The organism is Chryseobacterium salivictor (assembly GCF_004359195.1).
Taxonomy (GTDB): Bacteria; Bacteroidota; Bacteroidia; order Flavobacteriales; family Weeksellaceae; genus Kaistella; species Kaistella salivictor.
On record NZ_CP037954.1, the window covers coordinates 2,173,635 to 2,197,179 of the forward strand.

The 23,545-nt window shown below is 37.6% G+C and carries 20 protein-coding genes and 1 pseudogene; 8 read left to right on the forward strand and 13 right to left on the reverse strand.

Annotated elements, in window-relative coordinates; translation table 11 throughout:
• Positions 1-70 precede the first annotated feature (70 nt).
• The 3 genes and pseudogenes from NBC122_RS09915 to NBC122_RS14765 all read right to left on the reverse strand — a co-directional run.
• The gene (locus NBC122_RS09915) at positions 71-3,127 is read right to left on the reverse strand and encodes a DNA polymerase III subunit alpha (RefSeq protein ID WP_133440216.1); all 3,057 of its coding nucleotides are present in this window, start codon (positions 3,125-3,127) and stop codon (positions 71-73) included.
• A 32-nt stretch (positions 3,128-3,159) separates the two neighbouring features.
• Positions 3,160-3,447 (reverse strand): DinB/UmuC family translesion DNA polymerase, encoded by a 288-nt coding sequence (locus NBC122_RS14760; protein WP_449384927.1) that lies wholly within the window; start codon positions 3,445-3,447, stop codon positions 3,160-3,162.
• Positions 3,440-3,664 (reverse strand): annotated as a pseudogene (locus tag NBC122_RS14765) (Y-family DNA polymerase); the annotation flags it as partial. The pseudogene NBC122_RS14765 and the gene NBC122_RS14760, both read right to left, overlap by 8 nt.
• A 61-nt stretch (positions 3,665-3,725) precedes the next feature.
• On the opposite strand from NBC122_RS14765, the gene NBC122_RS09925 reads away from it, so the two are divergent.
• Complete coding sequence (locus tag NBC122_RS09925) at positions 3,726-4,502, forward strand: XRE family transcriptional regulator (protein ID WP_133440217.1); 777 nt, start codon at positions 3,726-3,728, stop codon at positions 4,500-4,502.
• Between the two features lie 178 nt (positions 4,503-4,680).
• Here the strand turns inward: NBC122_RS09925 and NBC122_RS14740 are convergent, their stop codons facing one another.
• From NBC122_RS14740 to NBC122_RS09945, 5 genes are all read right to left on the reverse strand, one after another.
• Positions 4,681-4,743 carry a hypothetical protein gene (locus NBC122_RS14740; RefSeq protein WP_394345897.1) on the reverse strand — a complete coding sequence of 21 codons (63 nt, stop codon included), beginning with the start codon at positions 4,741-4,743 and terminating at the stop codon, positions 4,681-4,683.
• 459 nt (positions 4,744-5,202) lie between these two features.
• Entirely contained in the window at positions 5,203-5,637 is a 435-nt protein-coding gene (locus tag NBC122_RS09930; RefSeq protein ID WP_133440218.1) for a cold-shock protein, read from the reverse strand.
• Positions 5,638-6,146: 509 nt separating this feature from the next.
• Positions 6,147-6,698, reverse strand: a complete 552-nt coding sequence (locus NBC122_RS09935) for a hypothetical protein (RefSeq protein WP_133440219.1) — start codon at positions 6,696-6,698, stop codon at positions 6,147-6,149.
• Positions 6,699-6,843: 145 nt separating this feature from the next.
• Positions 6,844-9,018, reverse strand: coding sequence for a ferrous iron transport protein B (feoB, locus tag NBC122_RS09940; protein WP_133440220.1), 2,175 nt, complete (start codon positions 9,016-9,018; stop codon positions 6,844-6,846).
• On the reverse strand, positions 9,015-9,266 hold the full coding sequence (locus tag NBC122_RS09945) for a FeoA family protein (protein WP_133440221.1): 252 nt from the start codon (positions 9,264-9,266) through the stop codon (positions 9,015-9,017). Before NBC122_RS09945 ends, feoB begins: the two co-directional genes overlap by 4 nt.
• A gap of 442 nt (positions 9,267-9,708) precedes the next feature.
• Here NBC122_RS09945 and NBC122_RS09950 point away from each other — a divergent pair, with 442 nt between their 5' ends.
• Positions 9,709-10,254, forward strand: coding sequence for a tRNA methyl transferase PRC-barrel domain-containing protein (locus NBC122_RS09950; RefSeq protein ID WP_133440222.1), 546 nt, complete (start codon positions 9,709-9,711; stop codon positions 10,252-10,254).
• A 7-nt stretch (positions 10,255-10,261) separates the two neighbouring features.
• On the forward strand, positions 10,262-12,031 hold the full coding sequence (locus NBC122_RS09955; protein ID WP_133440223.1) for an endonuclease: 1,770 nt from the start codon (positions 10,262-10,264) through the stop codon (positions 12,029-12,031).
• 88 nt (positions 12,032-12,119) lie between these two features.
• Here the strand turns inward: NBC122_RS09955 and NBC122_RS09960 are convergent, their stop codons facing one another.
• Positions 12,120-12,668 carry a DUF4256 domain-containing protein gene (locus NBC122_RS09960; RefSeq protein ID WP_133440224.1) on the reverse strand — a complete coding sequence of 183 codons (549 nt, stop codon included), beginning with the start codon at positions 12,666-12,668 and terminating at the stop codon, positions 12,120-12,122.
• Between the two features lie 534 nt (positions 12,669-13,202).
• Between NBC122_RS09960 and NBC122_RS14505 the strand changes: the two genes are divergently transcribed.
• Positions 13,203-14,972 (forward strand): OmpA family protein, encoded by a 1,770-nt coding sequence (locus NBC122_RS14505; RefSeq protein WP_133440225.1) that lies wholly within the window; start codon positions 13,203-13,205, stop codon positions 14,970-14,972.
• A 218-nt stretch (positions 14,973-15,190) separates the two neighbouring features.
• Here NBC122_RS14505 and NBC122_RS09970 read toward each other — a convergent pair whose 3' ends face one another.
• From NBC122_RS09970 to NBC122_RS09980, 3 genes are all read right to left on the reverse strand, one after another.
• Complete coding sequence (locus tag NBC122_RS09970; RefSeq protein WP_133440226.1) at positions 15,191-16,633, reverse strand: aminoacyl-histidine dipeptidase; 1,443 nt, start codon at positions 16,631-16,633, stop codon at positions 15,191-15,193.
• Positions 16,634-16,717: 84 nt separating this feature from the next.
• Positions 16,718-17,206: a hypothetical protein gene (locus NBC122_RS09975; RefSeq protein WP_133440227.1), complete on the reverse strand. Its 489-nt coding sequence runs from the start codon at positions 17,204-17,206 to the stop codon at positions 16,718-16,720.
• Positions 17,207-17,237: 31 nt separating this feature from the next.
• On the reverse strand, positions 17,238-17,843 hold the full coding sequence (locus tag NBC122_RS09980; protein WP_133440228.1) for an LURP-one-related/scramblase family protein: 606 nt from the start codon (positions 17,841-17,843) through the stop codon (positions 17,238-17,240).
• Positions 17,844-17,915: 72 nt separating this feature from the next.
• Between NBC122_RS09980 and recR the strand changes: the two genes are divergently transcribed.
• From recR to NBC122_RS09995, 3 genes are read left to right on the forward strand one after another with little or no spacing between them, the layout of a single operon-like run.
• Positions 17,916-18,527, forward strand: a complete 612-nt coding sequence (recR, locus tag NBC122_RS09985; protein WP_133440229.1) for a recombination mediator RecR — start codon at positions 17,916-17,918, stop codon at positions 18,525-18,527.
• Positions 18,528-18,567: 40 nt separating this feature from the next.
• Positions 18,568-19,374, forward strand: coding sequence for a glycosyltransferase family 2 protein (locus NBC122_RS09990; RefSeq protein WP_133440230.1), 807 nt, complete (start codon positions 18,568-18,570; stop codon positions 19,372-19,374).
• Positions 19,371-20,216: a glycosyltransferase family 2 protein gene (locus NBC122_RS09995; RefSeq protein WP_133440231.1), complete on the forward strand. Its 846-nt coding sequence runs from the start codon at positions 19,371-19,373 to the stop codon at positions 20,214-20,216. The genes NBC122_RS09990 and NBC122_RS09995 overlap by 4 nt, the downstream gene beginning before the upstream one ends.
• Before the next feature lie 36 nt (positions 20,217-20,252).
• Here the strand turns inward: NBC122_RS09995 and secG are convergent, their stop codons facing one another.
• Entirely contained in the window at positions 20,253-20,600 is a 348-nt protein-coding gene (gene secG, locus NBC122_RS10000) for a preprotein translocase subunit SecG (protein WP_133440232.1), read from the reverse strand.
• Between the two features lie 530 nt (positions 20,601-21,130).
• On the opposite strand from secG, the gene NBC122_RS10005 reads away from it, so the two are divergent.
• Positions 21,131-23,458: an ATP-dependent helicase gene (locus NBC122_RS10005; protein WP_133440233.1), complete on the forward strand. Its 2,328-nt coding sequence runs from the start codon at positions 21,131-21,133 to the stop codon at positions 23,456-23,458.
• The last annotated feature ends 87 nt before the right edge of the window (positions 23,459-23,545 follow it).

Below are 23,545 nucleotides of genomic sequence, written 5' to 3' on the forward strand. Positions count from 1 at the left end.
TAAACAGAGAAGCCATAGAGTTTTCTCTGAAAAATAAAATTTAACCCACGGAGCCACATTTTCATTAATTTTATGAAGAAAACTTATTTCTTGGCAATCCAATTTCATGCTCTTGGGGATAAGGTTTTCTATGCGTCATACTCACGTCTTCATGTAGGTTTCTTGCGGTTTCTAAAGATTTTTCTTGGTCCATCGAATATCGTGGGTCAGGTATAAAAGGCATTTTTGCCATCTTATGAATCGTTATTGTCGGAAAATGAAAATCTACTTCTACCGTACCCAACAATAAATAACAGCCGCCACCTTGAAAAGGATATTGTTCCAGAACATTGGGAAAATGAGCCGTGTCAAAATATTCACCCTCGGCATCGATCCAGGTTCCGAAAAACATGGTTCCTCGTTTGGTGGGAACATGTTTTCTTGAAATCAGATAAGCCAGCATTTTCACTTGTCGCTTATGATATGTAATTAAATCTTTAGCCATGACTCTTCCTCTGTATCGGGTTTGTAAGAGGTCAAAAGGATTGAATGAAACGGGAAATCCTAAGGTCTCAATTTCATCAAATGCATCTTCAAATGGGTTTCTTTTTATTTTCGGAAGTTGATAGTTTTTCTGAGGTTCGTCCAGTAATGTTGGATGTTTGAAAACCACTTTATGCTTTCCTAAAATAAATCTGGCTTCGATCAATAATTCGTATTTTTGTTTTCCTGTGAATCTGAATGCGCCGACGAAAATCAGAACCTGTAAGGTTTCGATACCCATTGGAATCCTTTTTGTAAAATTCTCTAAAGAAGTATAATGGCCATTTTCCTTTCTTTCTTCAGGAATCAATTCCGCTAACTTTTTTTCTAATTTTTCTATGTGCATTAATCCTAAATAAACATCAGTTCCATAGACAGTGGTCCTGAATTCACTGAAGTTCACACACGGATTATGAATGGTTGCACCGGACATTTTCGCTTCGTGAACATACACTTCGGTTCGGTAAAATCCGCCACCATTATTAATGGCACACACCATAAATTCAATAGGGTAGTACACCTTCAAATACAAACTCTGATAACTTTCCACGGCATAAGAAGCAGAGTGGGCTTTACAAAATGAGTATCCGGCAAAAGATTCAATCTGTCTGTAAACCTCTTTTGATAATTGTTCGGGATGTCCGAGTTCTTTACAGGATTCAAAAAAATGATCTTTCACTTTTTGTAATGCCGATAAAGACCTGCCTTTACCGCTCATCGCTCTTCTCAAAACATCACCATCGGGAGCAGATAGACCGCCAAAATGCAGAGCTATTTTAATCACATCTTCCTGATAGACCATAATTCCATAGGTTTCCCCGAGTTCCTTTTTAAATATATCATGAATGTATTCGAACTTTCTGGGATTATTATGCCGGAAAATATATTCCTTCATCATTCCGCTCTGTGCAACACCAGGTCGTATAATAGAAGATGCAGCTACTAAAACTTTATAATTATCGCATTTTAATCTTCTTAATAATCCACGCATCGCAGGACTTTCAATATAAAAGCAGCCAATGGTTTTTCCGATGCTCAAAAATTCATTGCATTTTGTTTCATCTTTTGAAATGGTGGTGTCTTTAATATCAATGATAATTCCTCTCTTTTCTTTGATCAATTCTACGGTGTCTTTGATGGTTCCCAATCCTCTTTGGGATAGAATATCGAATTTTTCCAAACCGATTTTCTCAGCCGTGTGCATGTCGAACTGTACAATCGGAAAACCTTTAGGTGGCATTTCCAAGGCTGAATAATTGGTGATTGGTTCTTCGGAGATTAAGATTCCACAAGAATGCATGCTTCTTTGGTTCGGATATTTTTCTAACAGTTTCCCATATTGGTGAACTAATCTGAATACCGAATTATCATCATGTTGATCCATAGGTTTTCGGGTCAGTATATCCAATTCTTCTTTTGGTAGTCCAAAAGCTTTACCTACCTCTCTGAAAATAGATTTGTATTTAAACTCCACATTCGTTCCGCAGAATGCTACATGATCCTTCCCATATTTATGGAAGATATATTCCAAAATAGTATCTCTGTTTTGCCAACTCCAATCGACGTCAAAATCAGGCGGCGTTTTTCGGTTAAGATTTAAGAACCTTTCAAAATATAAATCCAATTCCAAGGGACAGATATCTGTAATTCCGATGCAGTAACTTACAATGGAGTTTGCACCGCTTCCTCTTCCCACGTGCATAAATCCCATGCTGTTGCTGTACTGGATAATATCCCAAGTAATCAGAAAATAGGCACAGAAGTTAAGCTGCTCAATCACCGCCAATTCTTTTTCTACTCTTGCTTGCGCTTGAGAATGATCTGCTGAATATCTTTTGCTCAGACCTTCATAAGCTAGCTGCCGCAAAAGTTTAGAATCATTTTCCTTGCTTCCTGTGAAATGCTTCTTGTTTTTAGGAATTGAAAAATCAAAATCAAAGCAGCATTCATTGACCACGAATTTGGTATTCTCAATGATTTGCGGATAATATTTATATTTTTCTAAAAGCTGTTTCTTGTTCACAAATGTTTCGGTGTCTTTACAATAATCACCCTCTGAAAGTTTCGTGATTAGCGTATTATGATCGATCGCTCTCAATATTTTATGCAATTCATATTCTTCATCAGTTTTGAAGGTAACTGGATGCAGAATAACCATCTTGTGAACCAAGTTTTTCAGTTCAGATTGCATCAAAAGGTTTAGTTCATCCTGTCTGATTCCTATAAATTCATGATCCAATAATCTTTCGGGAATATTCTGTAAAGGATAAATAACAAAAGTGTTTTCAAACTCGGGATTCGCTTTAGGAATTAAAACTCCATCACAATTGTATGCAGTTAAAAGTCGGTTGATTTCCCCAATCCCTTGTTGATTCTTTGCCAAACAGAGATAATACAATTCATTTTCAACCCGTATTTCAGCACCTACGATGGGCTTAATGTTGTTGACAGTACATAATTTATAAAAATCATAGATCCCCGTAACCGCATTAATATCCGTCAAGGCCAGGGTTTTGATACGATAATCAAGAGCCTGCTGAACCAAATCCTCAACAGAAATAGTTCCGTACCGAAGACTGTGATAGGAATGACAATTCAAAAACATAATTAACTATTTTATTAAACCTGATGCTCTTCCTACACTGGCGGTACCAAATCTATTTTTAATTTTATCCATCGTTTGATACAGGAGATCAATTCTTCTGTGTCTTCAAAAAGATTCATCTGATGACAGCCTTCTACCAAACCGGTGAACTTTACCCCAATCAATCGAATTCTCATACGTCTGGGATATACTTTTTTGAAGAGTTCTAAAACATACCTGAGCAATGTGTGATCCGCTGAGGTATGGGCAATTCGGCACTGCTTGGTCTCGAATAACCTCAGTGACCAAATGAGATATATTGGAATAATATTCCATATCACCTTTGATGACTTTTGCTTCGGGACATAACCTTAATGCCATTTTAATGGACATCGCACTTCGAACGCCAAAATATCTCGCTTCATAAGAGCAGGATGCTACCAAACCACGGTCTCCACCTCCGATAATCACAGGTAGTTTCTCCAATTCAGTATTTTTAAGTCTTTCACAGGAAACAAAAAAGGTATCCAAATCCATGTGTACAATTGCACGATTCATTTTACAAAACTATCACTATTTGTATCAAATTTAATTATATTTGTTGCTATAAATTATACCAATGTCAATTTTATCAGATAACATGCGCTTTTTGAGAACGAAGCAAAAATTCTCCCAACAAAAAATTGCAGACATACTTTTTATTACACGAGGTCGTTATGCAAAATACGAGGATGGAAGCTCGGAACCACCGATAGAAATTTTAATGAGAATTTCAAAGTATTTCAGTATTAGTATTGATCTTTTAGTTGGCGTAGATCTTAGAAAATATCTTTTAGAAGAAATGCTCAATCTTCCTGATAATCGTATTTTAGTTCCGATAACGGTGGATACTTCAGGGAATAATCAAATTGAAATTATTCCGCAAAAAGCTTCGATGGGTTACCTGAATGGTTACAGCGATCCTGATTATATCGAAAGTTTGCAAACCATTTCTTTACCATTTCTTAGAAACGGAAAATACCGTGCCTTCCCGGCAAGTGGCGATTCAATGCCGCCCTATAAAGACGGAACTTATATTGTCGGAAAATACGTTGAAAATTTAACTGACCTAAAAACCGATAAAACCTATGTTTTTATCACGATAAATGATGGAATTATTTATAAAAGATTTCAATTTCATGAAGGCAATTTCATCTGTGTAAAGTCGGATAATAGCTTTTATGAACCTCTAAAAATACCCCTCATTGAAATTAAAGAAATTTGGGAATTTGCATGTAGTATCAATACTGAAGAGTTTGATGCTGAAGAGTTTTCAGGGCAAAATGTTCGTGGTTTGTTTTTAGAATTAAAACAAGAAATTAAGAAGATTGGTCAAAAGCTTTCAAAACAAGATTAAGATTTAATAGCTATGTTTTAGTAAAGCTAGTGGAAAGTTCGGTGGTAATTGACTACCTAGATTCGGTTTAAAGTGGCCATGTAAATTCGGTTTAAATTGTCCACCTCTTTTTTTGGGTAAAAACGACTGTTTTTCATGTGCTAATTTGTATTCATATATAATTAATTTTCGGCTCTGTTTATTCCTCTTTTTTGCGCATCGATTCTCCCTTCAGTTCGAGGCGGTGAGATTGGTGAAGCAGCCGGTCTCAAATAGCATCAGCAATGTTTTTTTCACCAATAATATCATACTAACCCTGAACCGGGATCTGTTAAGTTACCATAAAGAAGCATTGTTATGACGGTCTTCATTGATTTCCAAAAGGGTAATAATTCTGAGTCTCAACAAAAGTAAAAAAAGTGATTTATGATTTTACAGGAGTCACTTCTGTTTTGGCCGGAATGTCGGGCGGGAAATCTCTGACGGTTTATTATGTTGCTGAAAACGGCAAGAAATAAAAATGTGAGTGCTGTGATGAGTTTTTGGAACAACGATCAGATAAATCCTGAAACCGGGCTTCCACCTCTTTTGGAACAAATGATTAAACTGCAATAATCTCATTACAGCTAAAAACTAAAGTTCCGTTTTATCCGGCGGAAAATTGGGAAGAAGTTAAAAAGCAGAACAAAAAAAAGCTTCGAAAGAAGCTTTTTTTATAGATTTACTTGATTACTTTGATATCTATCGCAGAAAGTCCTTTCGGAGATCTTTCTATTTCAAAGGAGACCTTGTTGCCTTTCTTTACCATTTCTTCGCAATTGTTGCTGTGGAAGAAAATGTTTTCTTTGTTTTTGTCTTCGGTAATAAAACCGTACCCTTTTTCACTTAGAAAGGTAACGATCCCTGATTTAATTGGGTTTTCAGCTTCAATGGGCGCTGCACCCAACTGAATGTTGCTTACATCAATTTTGTTATCGTTACTTCTGTCAGGAGGGGTGGTTGTAAATTGCCCGTTGACATCAACGTACATAATCATGTCGTCTAAGCCTTTTCCTTTGTCATTGCTTTCTTTGCGCTCCTCACGGCGCATTGCTTTTTCTTTTTGCTTCTGAAGTTTTTTCTTAAAGTTTTCTTTTTTGGAGAAAGAATCCGCCATATATTTTTTTAATTTTTAGATTATCGGATAAGGTACAAAATAAATTAACACAATGCAACATAAATGATAAATATTGCATTTCGCAGAGTAAGACAAGTCTGCTCTTTTAATGCCTTAAACTACCATGGATAAGCATAAAACCTGATATCACCTGACGGTAAAATAAATAACGTACTGTACAGCCGAAAGTAATAATCACCGGCTTAAAATTATTTTAAACATAATAAGAGACAATATGATAACCCGTGTCTTTTTGAACTGAAAAAAAATATCTCTCACAGATTTAAAATGTGTTTACTTTATTTTGTTTTAAGCTGCCAAATCAGCGGAAACTATTATTAAAGCTATATAGCCATATCAAAAAATACAATTTTTAATACTTAAAAGTACTTAAAAAATCTTTATATTCAATCTAAGGTGGTCTTTTCGGCAACATAATTTTTACTTAAAGAAGAAAAAAACTGATGCGACTAATGTGGTTTAAAATAAAAAATTGAAAGACTCTAACACTATCTCACCTTTTCGAACAGAAAAAGTTTGCCGCCGGTAAATGCATAACGCTGCATTAGATTCCCTTCTAAAACCATCGTTTTACTGGTAACATTAATGATAGAAATATAATTGCCCGAATTGTATTTTAAATAATTTTCTTTGTTTTTCGTCTGAGGATTTTTGCCAAACTTAAATTTGTATTTCACCCAGTCTTCTTTTTCGGTCTGGCAATGGACCGGTTGAAATTTCTCTTTATTAGACTTGAATTCGATGACCTCAAAACCTTCTGTACATTCGCTTTTAAAATTATTTGTCGGATCACTGTCCTGCGCAAACTGCTCGTAGGTTCCGTTGTAAACACCTACCACTTTCCAGGTTCCGTTTAAACGGTCTTCATCTATTTTTCCCTCTGCTTTTTGAACGGCCCAGCTTATGCCTTTTACAGTTCCTTTCACAGCGGAATACCCGATTTTAGCAGTCGTAGTAACAATCTTTGCAGCAGTAGAAACCACGCAGGAAGTGAGCACGAAACTCAGTAAAAGTAGAAGTCCGATTTTATTTGTTTTCATAATAGAGGTCTTTATTTCACTGCAATTTACAGTAAATTTTAGTGAGGAAAAACGGAATGAGTTCATCTTTTCATTATCAGACCTTAAATGGTAGAAAACGAACAGGAAAATTGAAGACCTTCGGAATGAAGCAGTTGGAATGATTCTACGCTAAAAAATGCCAGATTCTCGTGACCACAAAACAAACAGTTAATCCATAAATAACGGGCAGAATGGTGGCGACGAAAGTCCATTTTCGGCTGCTGGTTTCTTTGTAAATCGTATAAATAGTCGTGCTGCACGGATTGTGAAGCAAACTGAAAAGCATCAGGTTTACTGCCGTAAGCGTCGTCCATCCTCCGGCGTGCAATAAATGGGCGATTTCTGAATCACTTCCTTCAAACATCACGCCTGCTCCGGCGCCCAGAGCAGTGTTTCCAATAGTTAAAGTAGTAAGCATTAATATTGTTGGAATTACAATTTCGTTGGCAGGGATCGCTACGATATAAGCCAGCAGGATCACGCCGTTTAAACCGAGAAACATTCCGAAAGGGTCTAATCCGGTAATCATCCACAGTGCAATACTTTGATCGCCGACCGTTATATTGGAGATGAGCCAAATTGCCGCTCCGGCCGGGGCCGCAAATACAACGGCTCTCCATAATACAATTAAGGTTCTGTCAATTAAAGAAGTGTAAACGGTTTGTAAAACATTCGGAGGTCGGTAAGGTGGAAGTTCTAAAGTAAAGAATGACGATTCTCCTTTTAATAATGTTTTTGATAAAAGCCAGGACGTAAAAAAGGTAAAGGCAATTCCCAAAACTGCAATTCCTATAACCGCCAACATCGAAACGGTGCCTGCCCATTGACTGGGAACCAAAACGCCTAAAAATAGGGTTGCAATAATAATCTGAGTAGGCCATCTTCCGTTACAAAGTGAAAAATTATTGGTAATAATTGCAATCAGCTTTTCTCTCGGACTGTTGATGATTCTGGTTGCGACAACGCCGGCAGCATTACAGCCAAAACCCATACTCATCGTTAAAGCCTGTTTGCCATGAGCTCCGGATTTTTTAAAAATACGATCCAGATTAAAGGCGACCCTCGGTAAATAACCAAAGTCTTCCAGCAAAGTGAATAAAGGAAAGAAAATAGCCATTGGCGGCAACATGACGGCCACGACCCAAGCCGTACCGAGATAAACGCCATCCACCAGAAAACCATTGAGCCACCACGGAAAGTTCAGGTTGGTCGCACCGTTTTTCAAAAACGGATGAATGGTATCTAATAATAAAGACGCCAACATTTGGGAAGGATAATTGGAACCCACAATGGTAATCCAGAGGATAACGCCTAACAGCAAAAACATAATAGGAAAGCCCCAGATCCGATGCGTCACAATATGATCAATGGCTCTGTCAACCCGAAATGAACTTCTGGACTGATCGGAGGAAACAGAATCCTTAACCAACTGCGCTGATTGTGCATAAATACTTTCTACCAGGTCATTTCGATACTCATCGCCCAGTTCAGTCCGTAAATTTTCAGCGGTTTCTAAAACAGGATTCAAATTCTGCCCGGATATTTCAGCAGAAAGCCGTCCTTCTTTTAATCCGGTAATAATACTTTCATCATCTTCCAGTAATCGGATGGCGAGCCAGTGGGCATTTGGTAAATTAGAATCTAACTGAGCTAACAGACTTTCGATTTCAGAAACGGCTTTTCCACTTTGAGCAGATAATTGAAATGAATGGTGTTTGGCCGTTATAAAAGTTCCGTTGGCAACCTGTTTAATCGCTGCTAAAAGTTCAGGAATTCCTTCCTTGGAACGCGCACTGGTTGCCACCACGGGAATTCCTAAATCTTTAGATAATGTTCTTACATCAATTGAAATTTGGTGGCGGCGCGCTTCGTCCATTAAATTGAGACAAAGCACCACTTTATCGGTAATCTGTAAAATCTGCAAAACCAGACTTAGATTTCTTCGCAAACGGCTTGCATCGACGACCACAACGGTAACATCGGGCTGCCCGAATAAAACAAAATCTCTGGCAACCTCTTCATCTTCTGAAGTCGATAAAAGGGAATAGGTCCCTGGTAAATCGACGATTTTATAGTGACGGTCCTGATAAGAAAAACTCCCTTCAGCGCGCACTACCGTTTTGCCGGGCCAGTTTCCAGTATGTTGTTTTAGACCGGTTAATGCATTAAAAACAGTGCTTTTTCCTGTATTGGGGTTGCCAGCCAGTGCAACCGTATAATCTGAATTTCCCGCGGAAATACCCATTTTCCTGAGTTCTGCAGATGGATTTAATTCGCAGGTATCACATGCTGTTTTCATATGGTCTCTTTTACTTCGATTAAAACGTTTTGTGCATCTTCATTTCGCAGGGAAATTAAGGTGTCGTGAATGCTGTAGGCAATAGGGTTTCCGAGCGGACTGATATTCTGAACGGTAATTTCTGAACCACGAACGAAGCCCAGATCTTGCAGCCGCTGTCTGACTTCACGGCTGCAGTTCGTTGAGAGACCGATGATTTCGGCGATTTGATCTTTTTGTAATATACCTAAATTTTTACCTGGTTCCATCCTGTTTTTTTAAAACTTCTACTTCTGATTAGAAAGGCTAAAATACAAAATTAGATTAACCTAACAATATGTTTATTTAAATCTAACAAGTTAAAAAAAATGGATCGGTGGTTGTTTGAGATAAAAAGGATTTTTTCCGGCAGAAAAAATTGCCGGTTCACAACAAAATAAACAGCGGATTGAAGATTTTAAAGTAGTTTTTTATTTCCATAAAAAAGTCAAAGAGCCAATCAAGGTACGAAATAATTAAATGAATTTAAGTTAAAGATGATTTCTTTCACCAAATATTGCTGATAATTTCCCTGCGATGCTGCATTGTTATGGTATTGTTAAAAAAATGATATTTATTACCTCAAATTTAAAATATAATATATAATTTAGCCCGCCCTAATAGAAAGTAACTAGTGCTTTTTTTTGATAAGGGATATTAAATATTTTTATAATGACCATCAAAGGACAAATTGTTGAAATCCCGGAGAATTCTCCTCTTTACAAAAGAGAGATTCCTGCGTTTTTGTCGAAAAAAGAATCGCTTCTCTGGGAATCTCAGAAGAACAGGTATTCTTTATTTGATGGGTTTCTGGTGGGAGAACATGCTGGAGTTGATCATTTTAAAACAGGTCAGCGAAAAGGAATCAACGTAGGTGGAAAAAAAAAGCCGCTTTATGTGATTGCCATCGATAAAGATGAGAACCGTCTTTTTGTAGGCGCTGGCGAAAACCATCCCGGACTTTGGGCAAATGTCCTGTCGTTCCCGGAAACCTTTTTTCACTGGAACCGGCAAATATCATTTACTCCGAAAGAACGGGAGAACGGAATTGCAGTAGAAGTACTGGCTTCAGCTGTTGAAGAGAAAATACCGGCGAAACTGTATATTTTTGATGATACCGTTTTTTTAGAATTTGACAAGCCAGCTTTAATCACTATTAGAGAAAATCCGGTCTCTGTTTTTTACCGGAATACAATCATAGCAAATACAATTAATTAATTATAACATGAAACTAAAACTATCTTTTTTAGCAAGTATCATTTCGTTTTTCGTGTACGCCCAATCCGCACCTGCGTATTATTCCGGCGTTAACTTCAATAAAACCAAAAATGAACTGAAGGCAGAACTTGCCACATTAATTACAGCTACTCACACCAAAACCATTTCTTACAGTGAGTTGCAAACCCTGATGAAAACCAGTGATGTGGATCCTGAAAATCCGGCTAATTTGCTTTTGATTTATGGTTCTCAGAGCTCAGGAACCCATCAGAGAAGCCGCCCTATTGGTGGGTCATGGAACCGGGAACACGTTTATGCAAAATCACAGGGAACACCAAATCTGGGAACTTCCGGTCCGGGAGCGGATGGTCACCACCTTCGCCCTGCCGATATTTCTTTGAACAGCAGCAGAGGACATTTATCCTTTGATGATGGAGTAGGTCCGTTGGCCGGAACCACATCACGTGGTGGCTGGTATCCCGGGGACGAATGGAAAGGGGATGTCGCAAGAATCCTGATGTATATGTATGTAAGATACAATACAAGATGTCTGCCTTTGGGAATTACCATGAATCCAAGTACATACTCGGCAGACTTCCCGGATATTTTATTGAAATGGAATGTCGAAGATCCGGTTTCAGCTTTTGAAATGCAAAGACAGAATGTGGTGGCAAACACGCAGAAAAACAGAAATCCATTTATCGATAATCCTTATTTGGCAACGGTAATCTGGGGTGGTCCCGCTGCAAAGAATACCTGGCCGGATACTTTCAATGGTGGCGGGACTTCAGGAGATACCGAAGCACCGTCAACTCCAGTGAATCTTTCGGTTTCAGGAGTAACTTCTTCAAGTGTTGCTTTAACCTGGACGGCTTCTACCGACAATATTGCGGTAGCAGGATATGATCTGTTTGTGGATAATATTTACAAAACAAGCGTATCTTCTAATAATGCGACAGTTACAGGATTAAACTCTGCAACCACTTATTCTTTCTATGTTGTTGCAAAAGATACTTCCGGTAACAAATCTGCAAATAGTGACACTGTTCAGGGAACTACCGAGGCAGGTACCAGCCCGGGAACCGGTACATCTTGTGGTACTGAAGATTTTGAAAATATTCCGTCTACAGGAGGTACTCCTCCGGCTTCTTCATACGGCGACAGAACGTGGTCTGGAAACGGTATCGTCTGGACAGCCACCAACGCAAGAACCGACACCCAGATCTATATCGACGGGGCGGGTAACAAAGCAATTTGTGTTAAAAAAGGAGTTTTGAAATCTTCTGTGATCTCAGGCGGTATCGGAACACTGAAAGTGAAAACCTATCTGCCGTTTGCTGATTCGGCAGGAAATTATATTCTTAAAATTAATGGCGTGGTAAAAGGTCAGATTCCTTATTCTAAAACAGCAAAGACCCAAACAATTGAGAATATCAATGTTGAAGGAAATGTTGTTATTGAATTGATTGACGAAGCGACAAGTAACAGAGTTTCGTTTGATAATCTTTCCTGGACTTGTTATTCTTCGATGGCGACTGATGATGTTTCGGCCAAAAACCAAAAGATTACCATTTATCCAAACCCTGTAAAAAACAATGAGTTTTTCATCAGCGGAATCGATAAAAATGAAACCGTAAAGGTTTATAGTTTGAATGGACAGTTGTTACAAACCATCAATAATGTTAATGACAAAGAAAAAGTGAATCTTAAAAAACTTCCAAAAGGAGTCTATTTTGTGACTACAAAAACACAGTCTGCTAAAATTATCGTCGATTAATTCAGGGATTTCCTGATTGGCAAATAGCAAACAGCAAGGCCGGGAGAATTTTCTTCCAGCCTTTTTGTATTTTAAATGAAAGAGATACTTAAACCCTTAAAACTCCGCGAAATCCTCTGGCAGCATAATAAGATTCAGCGCCGTTATGATAAATAAAAATGGTGTCATACCGAAAATCCCCAAACAGAGCACCGCCCAACTTCCTGATTTTTTCCGGGGTTTTCAGCCAACTCGAAGTTTTGGTATCAAACGTTCCGAGTTTTTGTAATTCCCGGTATTCTTCTTCATTCAGGATTTCAATGCCCATCGATTCTGCGCCATCAACCGCATTGTTTTTTGGTTTGTTTTCCTTCCTTTTATCGAGTGCTGCTTTGTCGTAACAGAAGCTTCTGCGGCCTTTCGGACTTTCGGCGGCACAGTCATAAAAAAGATATTCTCCGGATTTCGGGTCAACGCCCACTGCGTCCGGCTCGCCACCGCTGTTTTCCATCTGGAGTAAAGATTCGCATTTCTTTGGGTTTTTGGAAAGTTTATCCTGGATATCTTCCCATTTCAAATCCTGATGCCGGTTCAGATTTGACCCAAAACGTTCTTTTAAAATCTGGAAAAGTTCATCATAATTGTTTATTGCAGCCATGTTTTTTTACTATTTAATTTTTGATGAATTAAATTTTACTCAGTTGAGTATCGGTTCTTTCATTCTGTGCACATTATTTTAATCCTTAAAATTACGATGTTTTTTTTACTTTAATTACAAGTATCCGGTCACTTTCTATTCACTTTTACTTTGTTGTTAATTGAATTAAGCACTGAGTTTTTTGATTCCGTTCAATGAATTCCTTTTCGCAGCTGGAAGAAGTTTATTGGCAAATCCTGGAATCATTGATAAGGTTTTTTCGTTAATATCTCTAAATTTTTCTTAAACTTTTTTGGTGTTTTTTGATAATGTTGCTGTTGGTCGATTTAAAAAGTCGTTCATCTATTTGCTGTTTCAGGTTTGAAAAATTATTTGAAAATTTACCTTATCAAATAGGCAACTTTGAAATAAGCCGATCTCTACTTTCTGTAAAATAAAGTAGCAAAGCATCTGCTGAATTTGATGATACAATTTTCAATCAAGATGCATTTCTACTTTGTCTTCAATTAATAAATAACCGTTAATTAGTACAAAATGAAACATTTAAAATTAGCCAGTCTCTTATTTTTAATCGGAATTTGTAGACAAATATCAGCTCAAACAGGAAGTCCAATACCTAATTCTTCCCCCGCAGATAATTCTGGGGTAAGGATTTCGGTGAGAGGGGGTTACGATTTCCCTACTTTTAAACATGATACTCCGTTTATAGATCATAAAGGCGGATTTGAAGCAGGTGCTTCTTTAGATTATTACTGGAACTGGTTCGGTATCGGTGGAGATTTTGATTATATTCAAAACAAACCGAAAAATACATTTCCAACAGTAAATTTAATTACCGCTTCCCAACAACCGATCAGTTCGGTAATTCTGGATGAACATAGAATTACCCGTTTGTTTTACGGGATAGGTCCCGATTTTCGATTTCTGATCAGTCCAGGGTCTGATTTCGAACTCAAGGTAAGAGCGGGATTGTCTTCTATAAAAGGCGGGGAAACGAGATTAAGAGGATTTGACAACTCGCCTGCAAATCCTGATGGGATCCTGCTTAATTACCATGGTGGATTCGATGAGAAAAATGTTTTTGCGGGGAAAGCTTCTTTGCAGTTTAATATATTCTTTAGCAATAATATAGGTTTTACCGTCGGTGGTTATTATATGAACCATTTTAAAACATTTGATTTGAGAAACACAGCATTAAATGTTACTGATGCCTACTACGGTATTAACCCATCAGATGGAGCTCCTGTTACAATCAGTCCTGCTAACTTTGTACAAAGGGTTCAACCTACGAAAGAATCTTTGCAGTCGTTTGGCATTTTCGCAGGTCTGGTATTCAAATTTAATAAAAAAACAGAACAGGTTATGCCCGAACCTGCATCCTTGGAATGTGTCGTTACGGTAATGGCCAAAGATAAATATTCCCGGAAAGCAATTCCGAAAACCGACATCATTTTGCTGGATGAACATGGAAACACCATACAAAGTGGTGTCACTGATCAATTGGGTTCAATCACTTTTACTTCGGTTGTAAAAGGAAATTACATGATTACCGGAAATTATCAGGGAAGAGATCTGAACGGGAATATGATTGATGTTTCTGAGTTTGGTAATTGTACCATTGGTGGTATTACAAAAGAGATCTTGATGGTCAATGATCGTTTTGCGGTAATCGGTAACGCGACCGACTGTAAAACAGCTGAGCCCATCGCTAACGCAATAATAATGGTGAAAAATAACAGTTCCGGATATGTGGAAACGGTAAATACCGACCATAATGGTGGATTTAGTTTCACTGCAATGCCGCAAACTTCTTACACAGTCTATGGTAAAAAATCAAACTTTATGTCGCAAACGGTAACATTAAATACGAATGATTATAGCTTGAGCGATTCGCAGACGATTCCGATGGAGGTTTGTATGGATAAAGCGGGCTGTAACGATTCTATTATTCTTAAAAATATTCTTTACGATTTCGATAAATCCTTCATTCGGGAAGATGCCAAACCCGAACTCAACAGACTCGTGCAGTTTATGAAAGATAATAGCGAAGCGAAGGTTGAACTGTCTGCATATACCGATTCGAGGGGATCAGATGCTTATAATCTGAAACTTTCTCAACGAAGAGCTGAAAGCGCTGTAGAATATATTATTTCACGGGATATCAGCAGATCCAGATTGGTTGCGAAAGGATATGGCGACACCCAACTGCTCAATAAATGTGCAAAGGGCGTTCTTTGTACAGAAGCAGAGCACCAAGTCAACAGACGTACACAGATGAAAGTGATTTGCCCTAATGCAAAATAAGTTCCCAGAAAGACCGCATCAAAATCATGATGCGGTTTTTTTTAATTTCTCTAATCTCCGTTCAGCATTGAGGTTTGATTTAAAAGTTCTCCATCCATAAAAAGAACTTTTGGCACAGTGTGAAAGTAATATTGGGTTTCGCTTTTATGAGGTACAGGATAAAAAAAAACAAAACACGGCGGCGTATTTTGTTTTTATAGTTATTGATGATCTTAATTTTATTTCACCGGAATATTCGCTAAAATTTCCTGTAAGAATCCCCAGAATTTCTGAACGGAAGGAATATTCGCTCTTTCATCCGGCGAGTGTGCGCCACGGATTGTCGGCCCGAAACTTACCATTTCCATATCGGGATAATTGGCACCGATAATTCCGCATTCCAAACCGGCGTGGCAAGCCACCACCTGAGGTTTTTCACCGAAATCTTTTTCGTAGATTTTCTCCATAATCTGTACGATTTCAGAACCGGGTTTTGGCTTCCAGCCAGGATAAGAACCGCTGAATTCTACGTCCATTCCTGCTAATTCATAAACAGATTTCAATTGTTCAGCCACGGCAAATTTTCCAGATTCAACGGAAGAACGGGAAAGATTTAAAATTTGTAATGCTCCGTTTTCCAGTTGTACTCTGGCGATATTGTTTGATGTTTCTACCAAATCTTTCACATCGGGTGACATTCTGTAAACGCCGTTGTGAGCTGATTTTAAAGCCAGAATTACTTTTTTCGAATCTTCTTCAGAAATTGCTTTTTCCGGTGTTGAGAAATTTTCGATATTGATGTGCAGATCTTTTTCTACAGAAGCGAATTCCTCCAGAATCGAAGTTTTCAAAATTTCAGCACCTTCCATAAATTCGACGGAATTCCGCACTGATAAAACCACGTTTCCTTCTCTCGGGATTGCATTGCGCAAACCACCACTGTCGATAGAAATTAACTGGATATTCTGGTTGTAAAGTCCGGTATATAAAAGCCTGCCCAAAAGGACATTCGCATTGCCGAAACCTTTGTGGATATCCATCCCGGAATGGCCGCCCTGTAGCCCTTTTACTTCTATTTTTACAATCTGTCCTTTAGGATCTTCCACACCGTAAGTTTGCGAAGCGGTGACATCTACGCCACCAGCGCAGCCAATATCGATTTCGTCATCTTCTTCGGTATCCAGGTTCAATAAAATCTGGCCTTCCAACTGTCCCGGTTTTAATCCGATTGCGCCAGTCATTCCCGTTTCCTCATCAATGGTGAAAAGCGCTTCCAAAGCAGGATGAGCAATGTCGTTGCTTTCTAAAATACTCATGATGGAGGCAACACCCAATCCGTTATCAGCTCCCAAGGTTGTTCCTTTTGCTTTTACCCAATCACCATCAACTTCCATTTTGATTCCTTCTGTTTCGAAATCAAAATCGATATCATTGTTTTTCTGGCAAACCATATCAAGGTGAGACTGCAAAACAATTGATTTTCTGTTTTCCATGCCCGCCGTTGCAGGTTTTTTAATGATCACATTGCCAACTTCATCAACCGTAGTTTCTAAATTCAGCTGCTCACCAAAGTTTTTAATAAATGCGATTACTTTTTCTTCTTTTTTCGAGGGACGGGGAACCGAATTCAATGCTGAAAAATTCTTCCAGATGATCTGCGGTTCGAGTTGTGATAATTCCATTTTATAATTTATTTAGCTCAAAATTACAAATAAAAAAACGCTCCTGAAATTTTCAAAAGCGCATTAGTTTAATTTTAAGACTATTTAACAGCCGCATTCTCCGTAAATCGGCGTGACTGTTTTCTCACCTTTTTTATTTTCTACGGTCATTGTTCCTTCGAACATCATCACTTCTTGCAGGCCTTTTATTTTTTTTCCTTTGATGGTTACCGAAAATTCATCATTCTTAATGGTTTTGCTAAAGTTTTCAGGATCAAAATCACCTTCTTCCATTTTAATTTTTACATTTTTTCCATCAATTTTCAAAAACGCACTGTTGCCGTAATCGTCAATATAAACGTATTTTTGATCGTGAAAGTCTTCTTTTGTTTTAGAAAAATAGCAGGAACAACCATTGACTTCGGCGGGAAAATCAAATGTTTCGAGGTTGATCTGGTTTAAAGTTTCCGGTACGTTTACAGAATCATTTACAATTTGTAAAGAGTCGGTGGTTACTTTGTTTTCTGAAATTTTTTCTTCTTTCTTGCAGGAAAACAACATTATTAAAGAAGCGATAATCATCAGTTTTTTCATTCGGTCTATTTTTTTATTAAAGTTATTTATTTTATCCGCGGGATCTTTCCAGCAAAACCATCATTAAAAAAGACAAAACGACCAACGATTCGTCCTGGTCATCGATGTCTTTTAAACGGTCAAGCTGAAACCTTCTTCCAATGAAAGAAGGCATTTTTTGTAATCGGAAATATGCTGTTCCGCCGGCATCTTTTACCGTGTAGGATGGATTGAGGAAATATCCGGTAAACATGCCGATAATGGGGATTTCGCTTACCAGTCCGTCCATAATTTTCACCCAGGCATTGTCTTCGCTAACGCTGAATTTAAGTTGGTCATTTTCATCAAAAAGTTCATAATGCGATTTCCAGAAAGAGCGCATTCCTTTTCTGGCGAGCCGGCCGTAATTTTTATTATTCAAAAGATCGCTGATGGAATAACTCGCATTAAAATCTAACCAGCGGTCGGCTTTAATTCTAAACAGTTCCTGAGATTTTGATTCGTCATTGAAAACAAGAATATCTTCTTTGAGTTTGAACATTTTCTGGCGAACGTAAGCTACATAATTTCCATTTTTATCGGTAATGTTAAAATCACTGGACAAAGTGGTAATTTTAAATTTAAAATCAAGAGGATAATTCAGATTTTTAAGGACCATTTATTATTTTTTTTAAAGATAATAAAATCTCCGAAACTTGGAACTTCTCTTATTAAACTTTATTTTTGTGAAATGGATTATCCGAGCAAAGTTTTAGCAAAAGCCGTGGATGAAATTTCCGGGTTGCCGGGAATTGGCAAAAAGTCAGCCTTACGGTTAGCCTTGCATCTTTTAAAACAGCCCGAAAGTCAGGCAATTGCTTTGGGGGATTCCTTGAAAAAATTAGTCACCGATATTAAATACTGCAAAAACTGTCATAATTTTTCGGATGCGGAAATCTGTGAGATTTGTGATAATCCCAAAAGAACAGAAGAATTATTGTGTGTCGTAGAAGATGTCCGCGATGTGATGGCGATTGAGAATACCGGCAAATTCCGGGGGAAATATCTGGTGCTTGGCGGTAAAATTTCTCCGATGGAAGGAATCGGTCCCAATAAGCTGAATATTTCGTCTATCGAAAAAAAATTGGAAAACGGAATCGTTAAAGAACTCATTTTCGCCTTAAGTGCCACCATGGAAGGCGATACCACCGCGTATTATATTTATAAAAAATTCAAAAGTTCACCTGTTCGTTTTTCGACCATTGCACGGGGAATTTCGGTAGGTGACGAACTGGAATATGCCGACGAAATTTCTTTGGGAAGATCGATTCAGAATAGATTGCCTTATAATGAAAAAGATTAATATTGGCCATTGATGTTTTTAATTTAATAATTTAAAGCGCATGATTTCTGTAATAATTCCTGTTTATAATTGCGAAAAAAGCATTGAAAAAACTTTTATTTCGATAAAAAATCAGACTTGGAAAGGCGATTTTGAAATTATTGTTGTGAATGACGGCGCTACAGATGGCAGCAAAAATGTCATTGAAAGTTATCGGAGAAAAAATCCTGATCAGGATATTATTTTAATAAACCAGGAAAACGGCGGTGTGTCTAAGGCCAGAAATACAGCCATGAAAATCGCAAAAGGTGATTACATCGCTTTGTTAGATTCCGATGATGAGTGGTTGCCGGAAAAGATAGAGAGGCAGATGGAATTTCTGGAAAATAAAGATTTTAATATCGACTTTCTAGGAACAAGAAGAATAAACCATCAATTGCTTTATCCATATAAGGTAGATGAAAATAATCTGTCAGAAATTACTTTTCGAAGATTAATGTTGCGAAATGAAACACAGCCTTCTACCGTTATTTTTAAACGTAAGGTTTTGCAGAACAGCGGTTTGTTTGATGCTGATCAGCGATACGCCGAGGATTTGAATTATTGGTTAAGGATTTCCGAAAATAATAAAATGTATATTTTAAATGAAGAACTTCTTTTCGCTGGTTCTGGAAAAAGATCTTTCGGCATCTCGGGTTTATCCGCAAATCTCGAAGCAATGGAAAAGGGTTTCCAAAAAAATTTGAAGGAAATGTTGTTGCAGAATCGGATAAGATGTACCGAATATGCTTTATATGTTGTGTTTTATAAATTAAAATACGTGATTAGAATAAATCGTAATGCTTATTTAAAGCTAAAGGGAAGATGAATTTATCTATTATTATCGTTAATTATAATGTTACAGAATTATTAAGGAAATGCCTTTCCTCAATAGATTGTTTTGTTCAGAATGTTAATTATGAAGTTATTATCATCGATAATAATTCTTCTGATGCCTCTTGGCAAGACTTAATAACTGAATTTCCAAAGTTCAAGTTTATTGCTTCAGAAACAAATGAAGGTTTTGCAATTGCTAATAATAAAGCGGTCAAAGAAGCAGTTGGAAATTATATTCTCTTACTCAACCCCGACACCGAATTCGAAGATTACGATATGACAGAAATTATTGACTTTGCGAATTCCAGAGAAAATTTTGGTTGTTTGGGTGTTCATTTGCATGATGCGGAAGGGAATTTTCTTCCGGAAAGCAAACGGTCAGTTCCGGATATGTTTAATTCTTTTGAGAAACTGTTCACCAGTTTTAAGAAAAACACGTCAAAATCCTATTATAGAAATGATATTGGCGAATATGAAGTTGCAGAAGTGGATGTGGTAACTGGTGCGTTCCTTTTGATAAAAAAATCGACCTATGAAGAAATCGGTGGCTTAGATGAAAAGTACTTCATGTATGGCGAAGATATTGATCTGTGTTTTACCTTACTTCGGAAAAATTATAAAAACTGGTATTACGGGAAATCTTCAATACTGCATCACAAAGGTGAGAGTACGGTAAAAGATCTGAAATATCTAGAGCGGTTTTATGGTGCGATGCAGATTTTTGTTGATAAATATTATAAAAAACAAAAACCAATACAATATGGTTTTCTGTACGCGGGATTAAAACTAAGACATACCTTAGAGAAAAATAAAAGAAAAAGAGATTCAAATTAATGAATCTCTTGGTTGTATTTAAATTACTTTACTTTTCTATTTTCCTGCAGGAGCCGGGACTGGCATTGTAGCAGAACTGTTTGTTCCGGGAGCAGTTTGTGGCGCAGGAGCTTCTCTCTTCGCTGGGGTCTGCTGGAAACTGGTAGTTGGTTTTGCAGTTAAAATAACACTTAACAAAATCAAGACTACAATAATTGCTCCTAAAGTCCAGGTTGCTTTTTCCATAAAGTCATTGGTTCGCTGAACGCCAAACTGGGCAGAAGATGTTCCTCCGAAAGTTCCCGAAAGACCGCCACCTTTAGGGTTTTGTGCCATAACCATAATGATTAGTAAGATACTCGCAATCATGATAAGAACCATGAATAATGTAAATATAGTGCTCATTTTTTATTCTGAATTTTAGTGTGCAAATATAAAGCTTTTTTTGTAATTATTTAACATTAATAAAGAATAGTTGTAGATTTTTTCGAAAACTCAAAAGTCTGGAAATTGCATAGCAATTGGGATCAATGAAATTTTTGTGGTTCACACATTTAAAGGTAAGATTTTTATGACTTTGTTGTTCAAGAAATTACCGACGCAAATACAGCAAGGCGAAACAGTATGCTGTGTAAAAAGATCGCTTACTTAGATCCAGTTTAAATTTATTTTAAAACCACAACAGTCACAAAAGCTAAATCCTTTTTTAAGTTTTTGAAAAGATCAAAAAGAAAAATGGCCTAAAAAGTTACTTTTTTTGTTCTTTTGGAGTTTCTACTTTTATATTCTTTTGTGGCACCATGGTTTTTAAATATTTTAATCATTTTTAAACCAGCTTTTAATTTAATTTTATTTTTCTCAATTTCAAATTTCGGTTTCAGACTTTTAAAAAGGCTATAAAATACGTACCTTTGTCTGTCAAATTTTTTATGAAAATGGAGTATTTAAAAGGACTGAATGAAGCGCAATATGAAGCCGTAACTACCCTGGAAGGACCGTTGATGGTTCTCGCCGGAGCCGGATCCGGTAAAACGCGCGTGCTTACGATGCGTATCGCTCATTTGATTACCAATCTGGTGGATCCTTTTAATATTTTGTCCTTAACTTTTACCAATAAAGCGGCAAAAGAAATGAAGGAAAGGATCGCAAAAGTAGTCGGTCAAAGTGAAGCGAAATCCCTTTGGATGGGGACTTTTCACTCCGTCTTTGCGCGGATTTTGAGGTCAGAAGCCCATTATATTGGTTATCCATCAAACTTTACCATCTATGATTCTCAGGATTCTTTGAATGTCATTCGAAAAGTGTTGAAAGACCTTAAAATCGATTCCGATTTATACAAACCTAAAAAAGTTCAGGCGAGAATTTCTTCTTATAAAAATAATCTGATCACCGTAAAAGCCTATCTCAATAACCCGGAGCTTATTGAAGCCGACGAAAAAGCCAATATGAAAAGTATCGGCGTGATTTATCAGAAATATGTCGAGGCTTGTTTCAAAAACGGGGCGATGGATTTCGATGATTTACTCTTAAGAACCAATGAATTGTTAACGAGATTTCCAGAAGTTTTAGCGAAATATCAGGACCGGTTCCGTTACATTTTGGTTGATGAGTACCAGGATACCAACCATTCACAGTATTTAATTGTGAAAGCTTTAGCTTCTAAATTTGAAAATATTTGCGTCGTAGGAGACGATGCACAGTCCATTTATTCTTTCCGTGGGGCGAATATTTACAACATCTTAAACTTTAAAAAAGATTATCCGGATGCGGTGACCGTTTCGCTGGAACAGAATTACCGCTCCACCCAAAATATCGTCAATGCCGCAAATGTGGTGATTTCTAAAAACCTGCAGCAGTTTAAGAAAAACGTATTTAGTGATAATGAAGAGGGTGAAAAAATTAAAGTGTACCGTTCACTTTCAGATGCGGATGAAGCCAATTTTGTTGCTTCTAATATTTGGCAACAGCATAATTCTGAACAGAAAAAATTTACTGATTTTGCGATTTTATACCGCACCAATTCTCAGACGCGGGCCTTCGAAGATGCGTTGAGAAGAAAGAATATTCCGTATAAGGTTTTCGGCGGATTGTCCTTTTACCAGAGAAAAGAAGTGAAAGATTTAGTAGCGTATCTACGGATTTTAATTAATGAAAATGATTCCGAAGCGCTTTCCAGAATTATCAATTATCCGGTCCGTGGAATTGGAGAAACTACGCAAAACAAATTAATCGTCTTTGCTGATTCTCAAAATATTTCGGTCTCGCAGGTTTTGGATAATCTGGGGTTTTATGCGCCTAACTTGAAATTAAATAATGGAATTTTAACAAAGCTTTCTGATTTTTGGTCGATGATTAAAGCATTTCAGGTCATGTTGAAAACCGAAAACGCATACAACGTCGCTATGGAAGTTGCGAAAAGAACGGGCCTTATCAAGTTTTTAAAAGACGATCAAACTCCCGAGGGAATTTCCCGGGTAGAAAATATTCAGGAACTGATGAACTCGATGCAGGGTTTTATCGAAGAGCAGCAACAGATAGAAGATGGTGATCCGTCGCTTTCCAGTTTCCTCGAAAATATCGCTCTTTCAGCAGATACGCAAACCGACAAAAATGAAGAGGGCGACCAGGTTTCACTAATGACGATTCACCTTTCAAAAGGTTTGGAGTTTCCGGTGGTTCACGTGGTTGGATTAGAAGAAAATCTCTTCCCGAGTTTTATGAGTTCATCCACCAGAGAGGAGTTGGAGGAAGAAAGACGGTTATTTTATGTCGCATTAACCAGAGCTGAAAAGGAAGTGTTTTTTACCTACGCGGTTTCCCGTTTTCAATGGGGGAAAATTACGAGTGCAGAACCTTCTAGATTTTTAAGTGAAGTTGATGAGCAGTATCTGGAATTCGTTAATCCTGCGACCGAAAGCCGTTTCATGAATAATTCCGGTTTAAAATCGAATATTTTTGATGATGAACCTGCAGAGCCGAGATTCTTTAAAAAGAAAGAACCGAAGAAAACAATTGAAAGAAATGAGCCGCTGCCGGTGCCGCAAAATTTAAAACCTGTTGCGACGGCAAGAATCATCAACCCAAGTGGGAATTCTTCCCAGGATATCGAAGTGGGCGACAGGGTTCGTCACGACCGTTTTGGTGTAGGAGAAGTGATTTTCCTGGATGGAACTGATGCTCAAAATATCAAAGCAAAAGTGAAATTCCAGCATGAAGGCGAAAAAAATCTCATTTTGAAATTCGCGAAGCTGACGAAAATTTAAGGTGCAGTAAAAACACTTTAACGGTGCGGTTTCAGAATTAAAAGACTGCGAAAAGCGATCAGATGATTGTGAGAATATGGAAGAAGT

Bases quoted from the DNA above. Each gene is read 5' to 3' on its own strand.
- NBC122_RS09915 (WP_133440216.1), bottom strand. From the start codon at position 3,127: ATGTTTTTGAATTGTCATTCCTATCACAGTCTTCGGTACGGAACTATT.
- NBC122_RS09925 (WP_133440217.1), top strand. From the start codon at position 3,726: ATGTCAATTTTATCAGATAACATGCGCTTTTTGAGAACGAAGCAAAAA.
- NBC122_RS09930 (WP_133440218.1), bottom strand. From the start codon at position 5,637: ATGGCGGATTCTTTCTCCAAAAAAGAAAACTTTAAGAAAAAACTTCAG.
- NBC122_RS09935 (WP_133440219.1), bottom strand. From the start codon at position 6,698: ATGAAAACAAATAAAATCGGACTTCTACTTTTACTGAGTTTCGTGCTC.
- feoB (WP_133440220.1), bottom strand. From the start codon at position 9,018: ATGAAAACAGCATGTGATACCTGCGAATTAAATCCATCTGCAGAACTC.
- NBC122_RS09945 (WP_133440221.1), bottom strand. From the start codon at position 9,266: ATGGAACCAGGTAAAAATTTAGGTATATTACAAAAAGATCAAATCGCC.
- NBC122_RS09950 (WP_133440222.1), top strand. From the start codon at position 9,709: ATGACCATCAAAGGACAAATTGTTGAAATCCCGGAGAATTCTCCTCTT.
- NBC122_RS09955 (WP_133440223.1), top strand. From the start codon at position 10,262: ATGAAACTAAAACTATCTTTTTTAGCAAGTATCATTTCGTTTTTCGTG.
- NBC122_RS09960 (WP_133440224.1), bottom strand. From the start codon at position 12,668: ATGGCTGCAATAAACAATTATGATGAACTTTTCCAGATTTTAAAAGAA.
- NBC122_RS14505 (WP_133440225.1), top strand. From the start codon at position 13,203: ATGAAACATTTAAAATTAGCCAGTCTCTTATTTTTAATCGGAATTTGT.
- NBC122_RS09970 (WP_133440226.1), bottom strand. From the start codon at position 16,633: ATGGAATTATCACAACTCGAACCGCAGATCATCTGGAAGAATTTTTCA.
- NBC122_RS09975 (WP_133440227.1), bottom strand. From the start codon at position 17,206: ATGAAAAAACTGATGATTATCGCTTCTTTAATAATGTTGTTTTCCTGC.
- NBC122_RS09980 (WP_133440228.1), bottom strand. From the start codon at position 17,843: ATGGTCCTTAAAAATCTGAATTATCCTCTTGATTTTAAATTTAAAATT.
- recR (WP_133440229.1), top strand. From the start codon at position 17,916: ATGGATTATCCGAGCAAAGTTTTAGCAAAAGCCGTGGATGAAATTTCC.
- NBC122_RS09990 (WP_133440230.1), top strand. From the start codon at position 18,568: ATGATTTCTGTAATAATTCCTGTTTATAATTGCGAAAAAAGCATTGAA.
- NBC122_RS09995 (WP_133440231.1), top strand. From the start codon at position 19,371: ATGAATTTATCTATTATTATCGTTAATTATAATGTTACAGAATTATTA.
- secG (WP_133440232.1), bottom strand. From the start codon at position 20,600: ATGAGCACTATATTTACATTATTCATGGTTCTTATCATGATTGCGAGT.
- NBC122_RS10005 (WP_133440233.1), top strand. From the start codon at position 21,131: ATGGAGTATTTAAAAGGACTGAATGAAGCGCAATATGAAGCCGTAACT.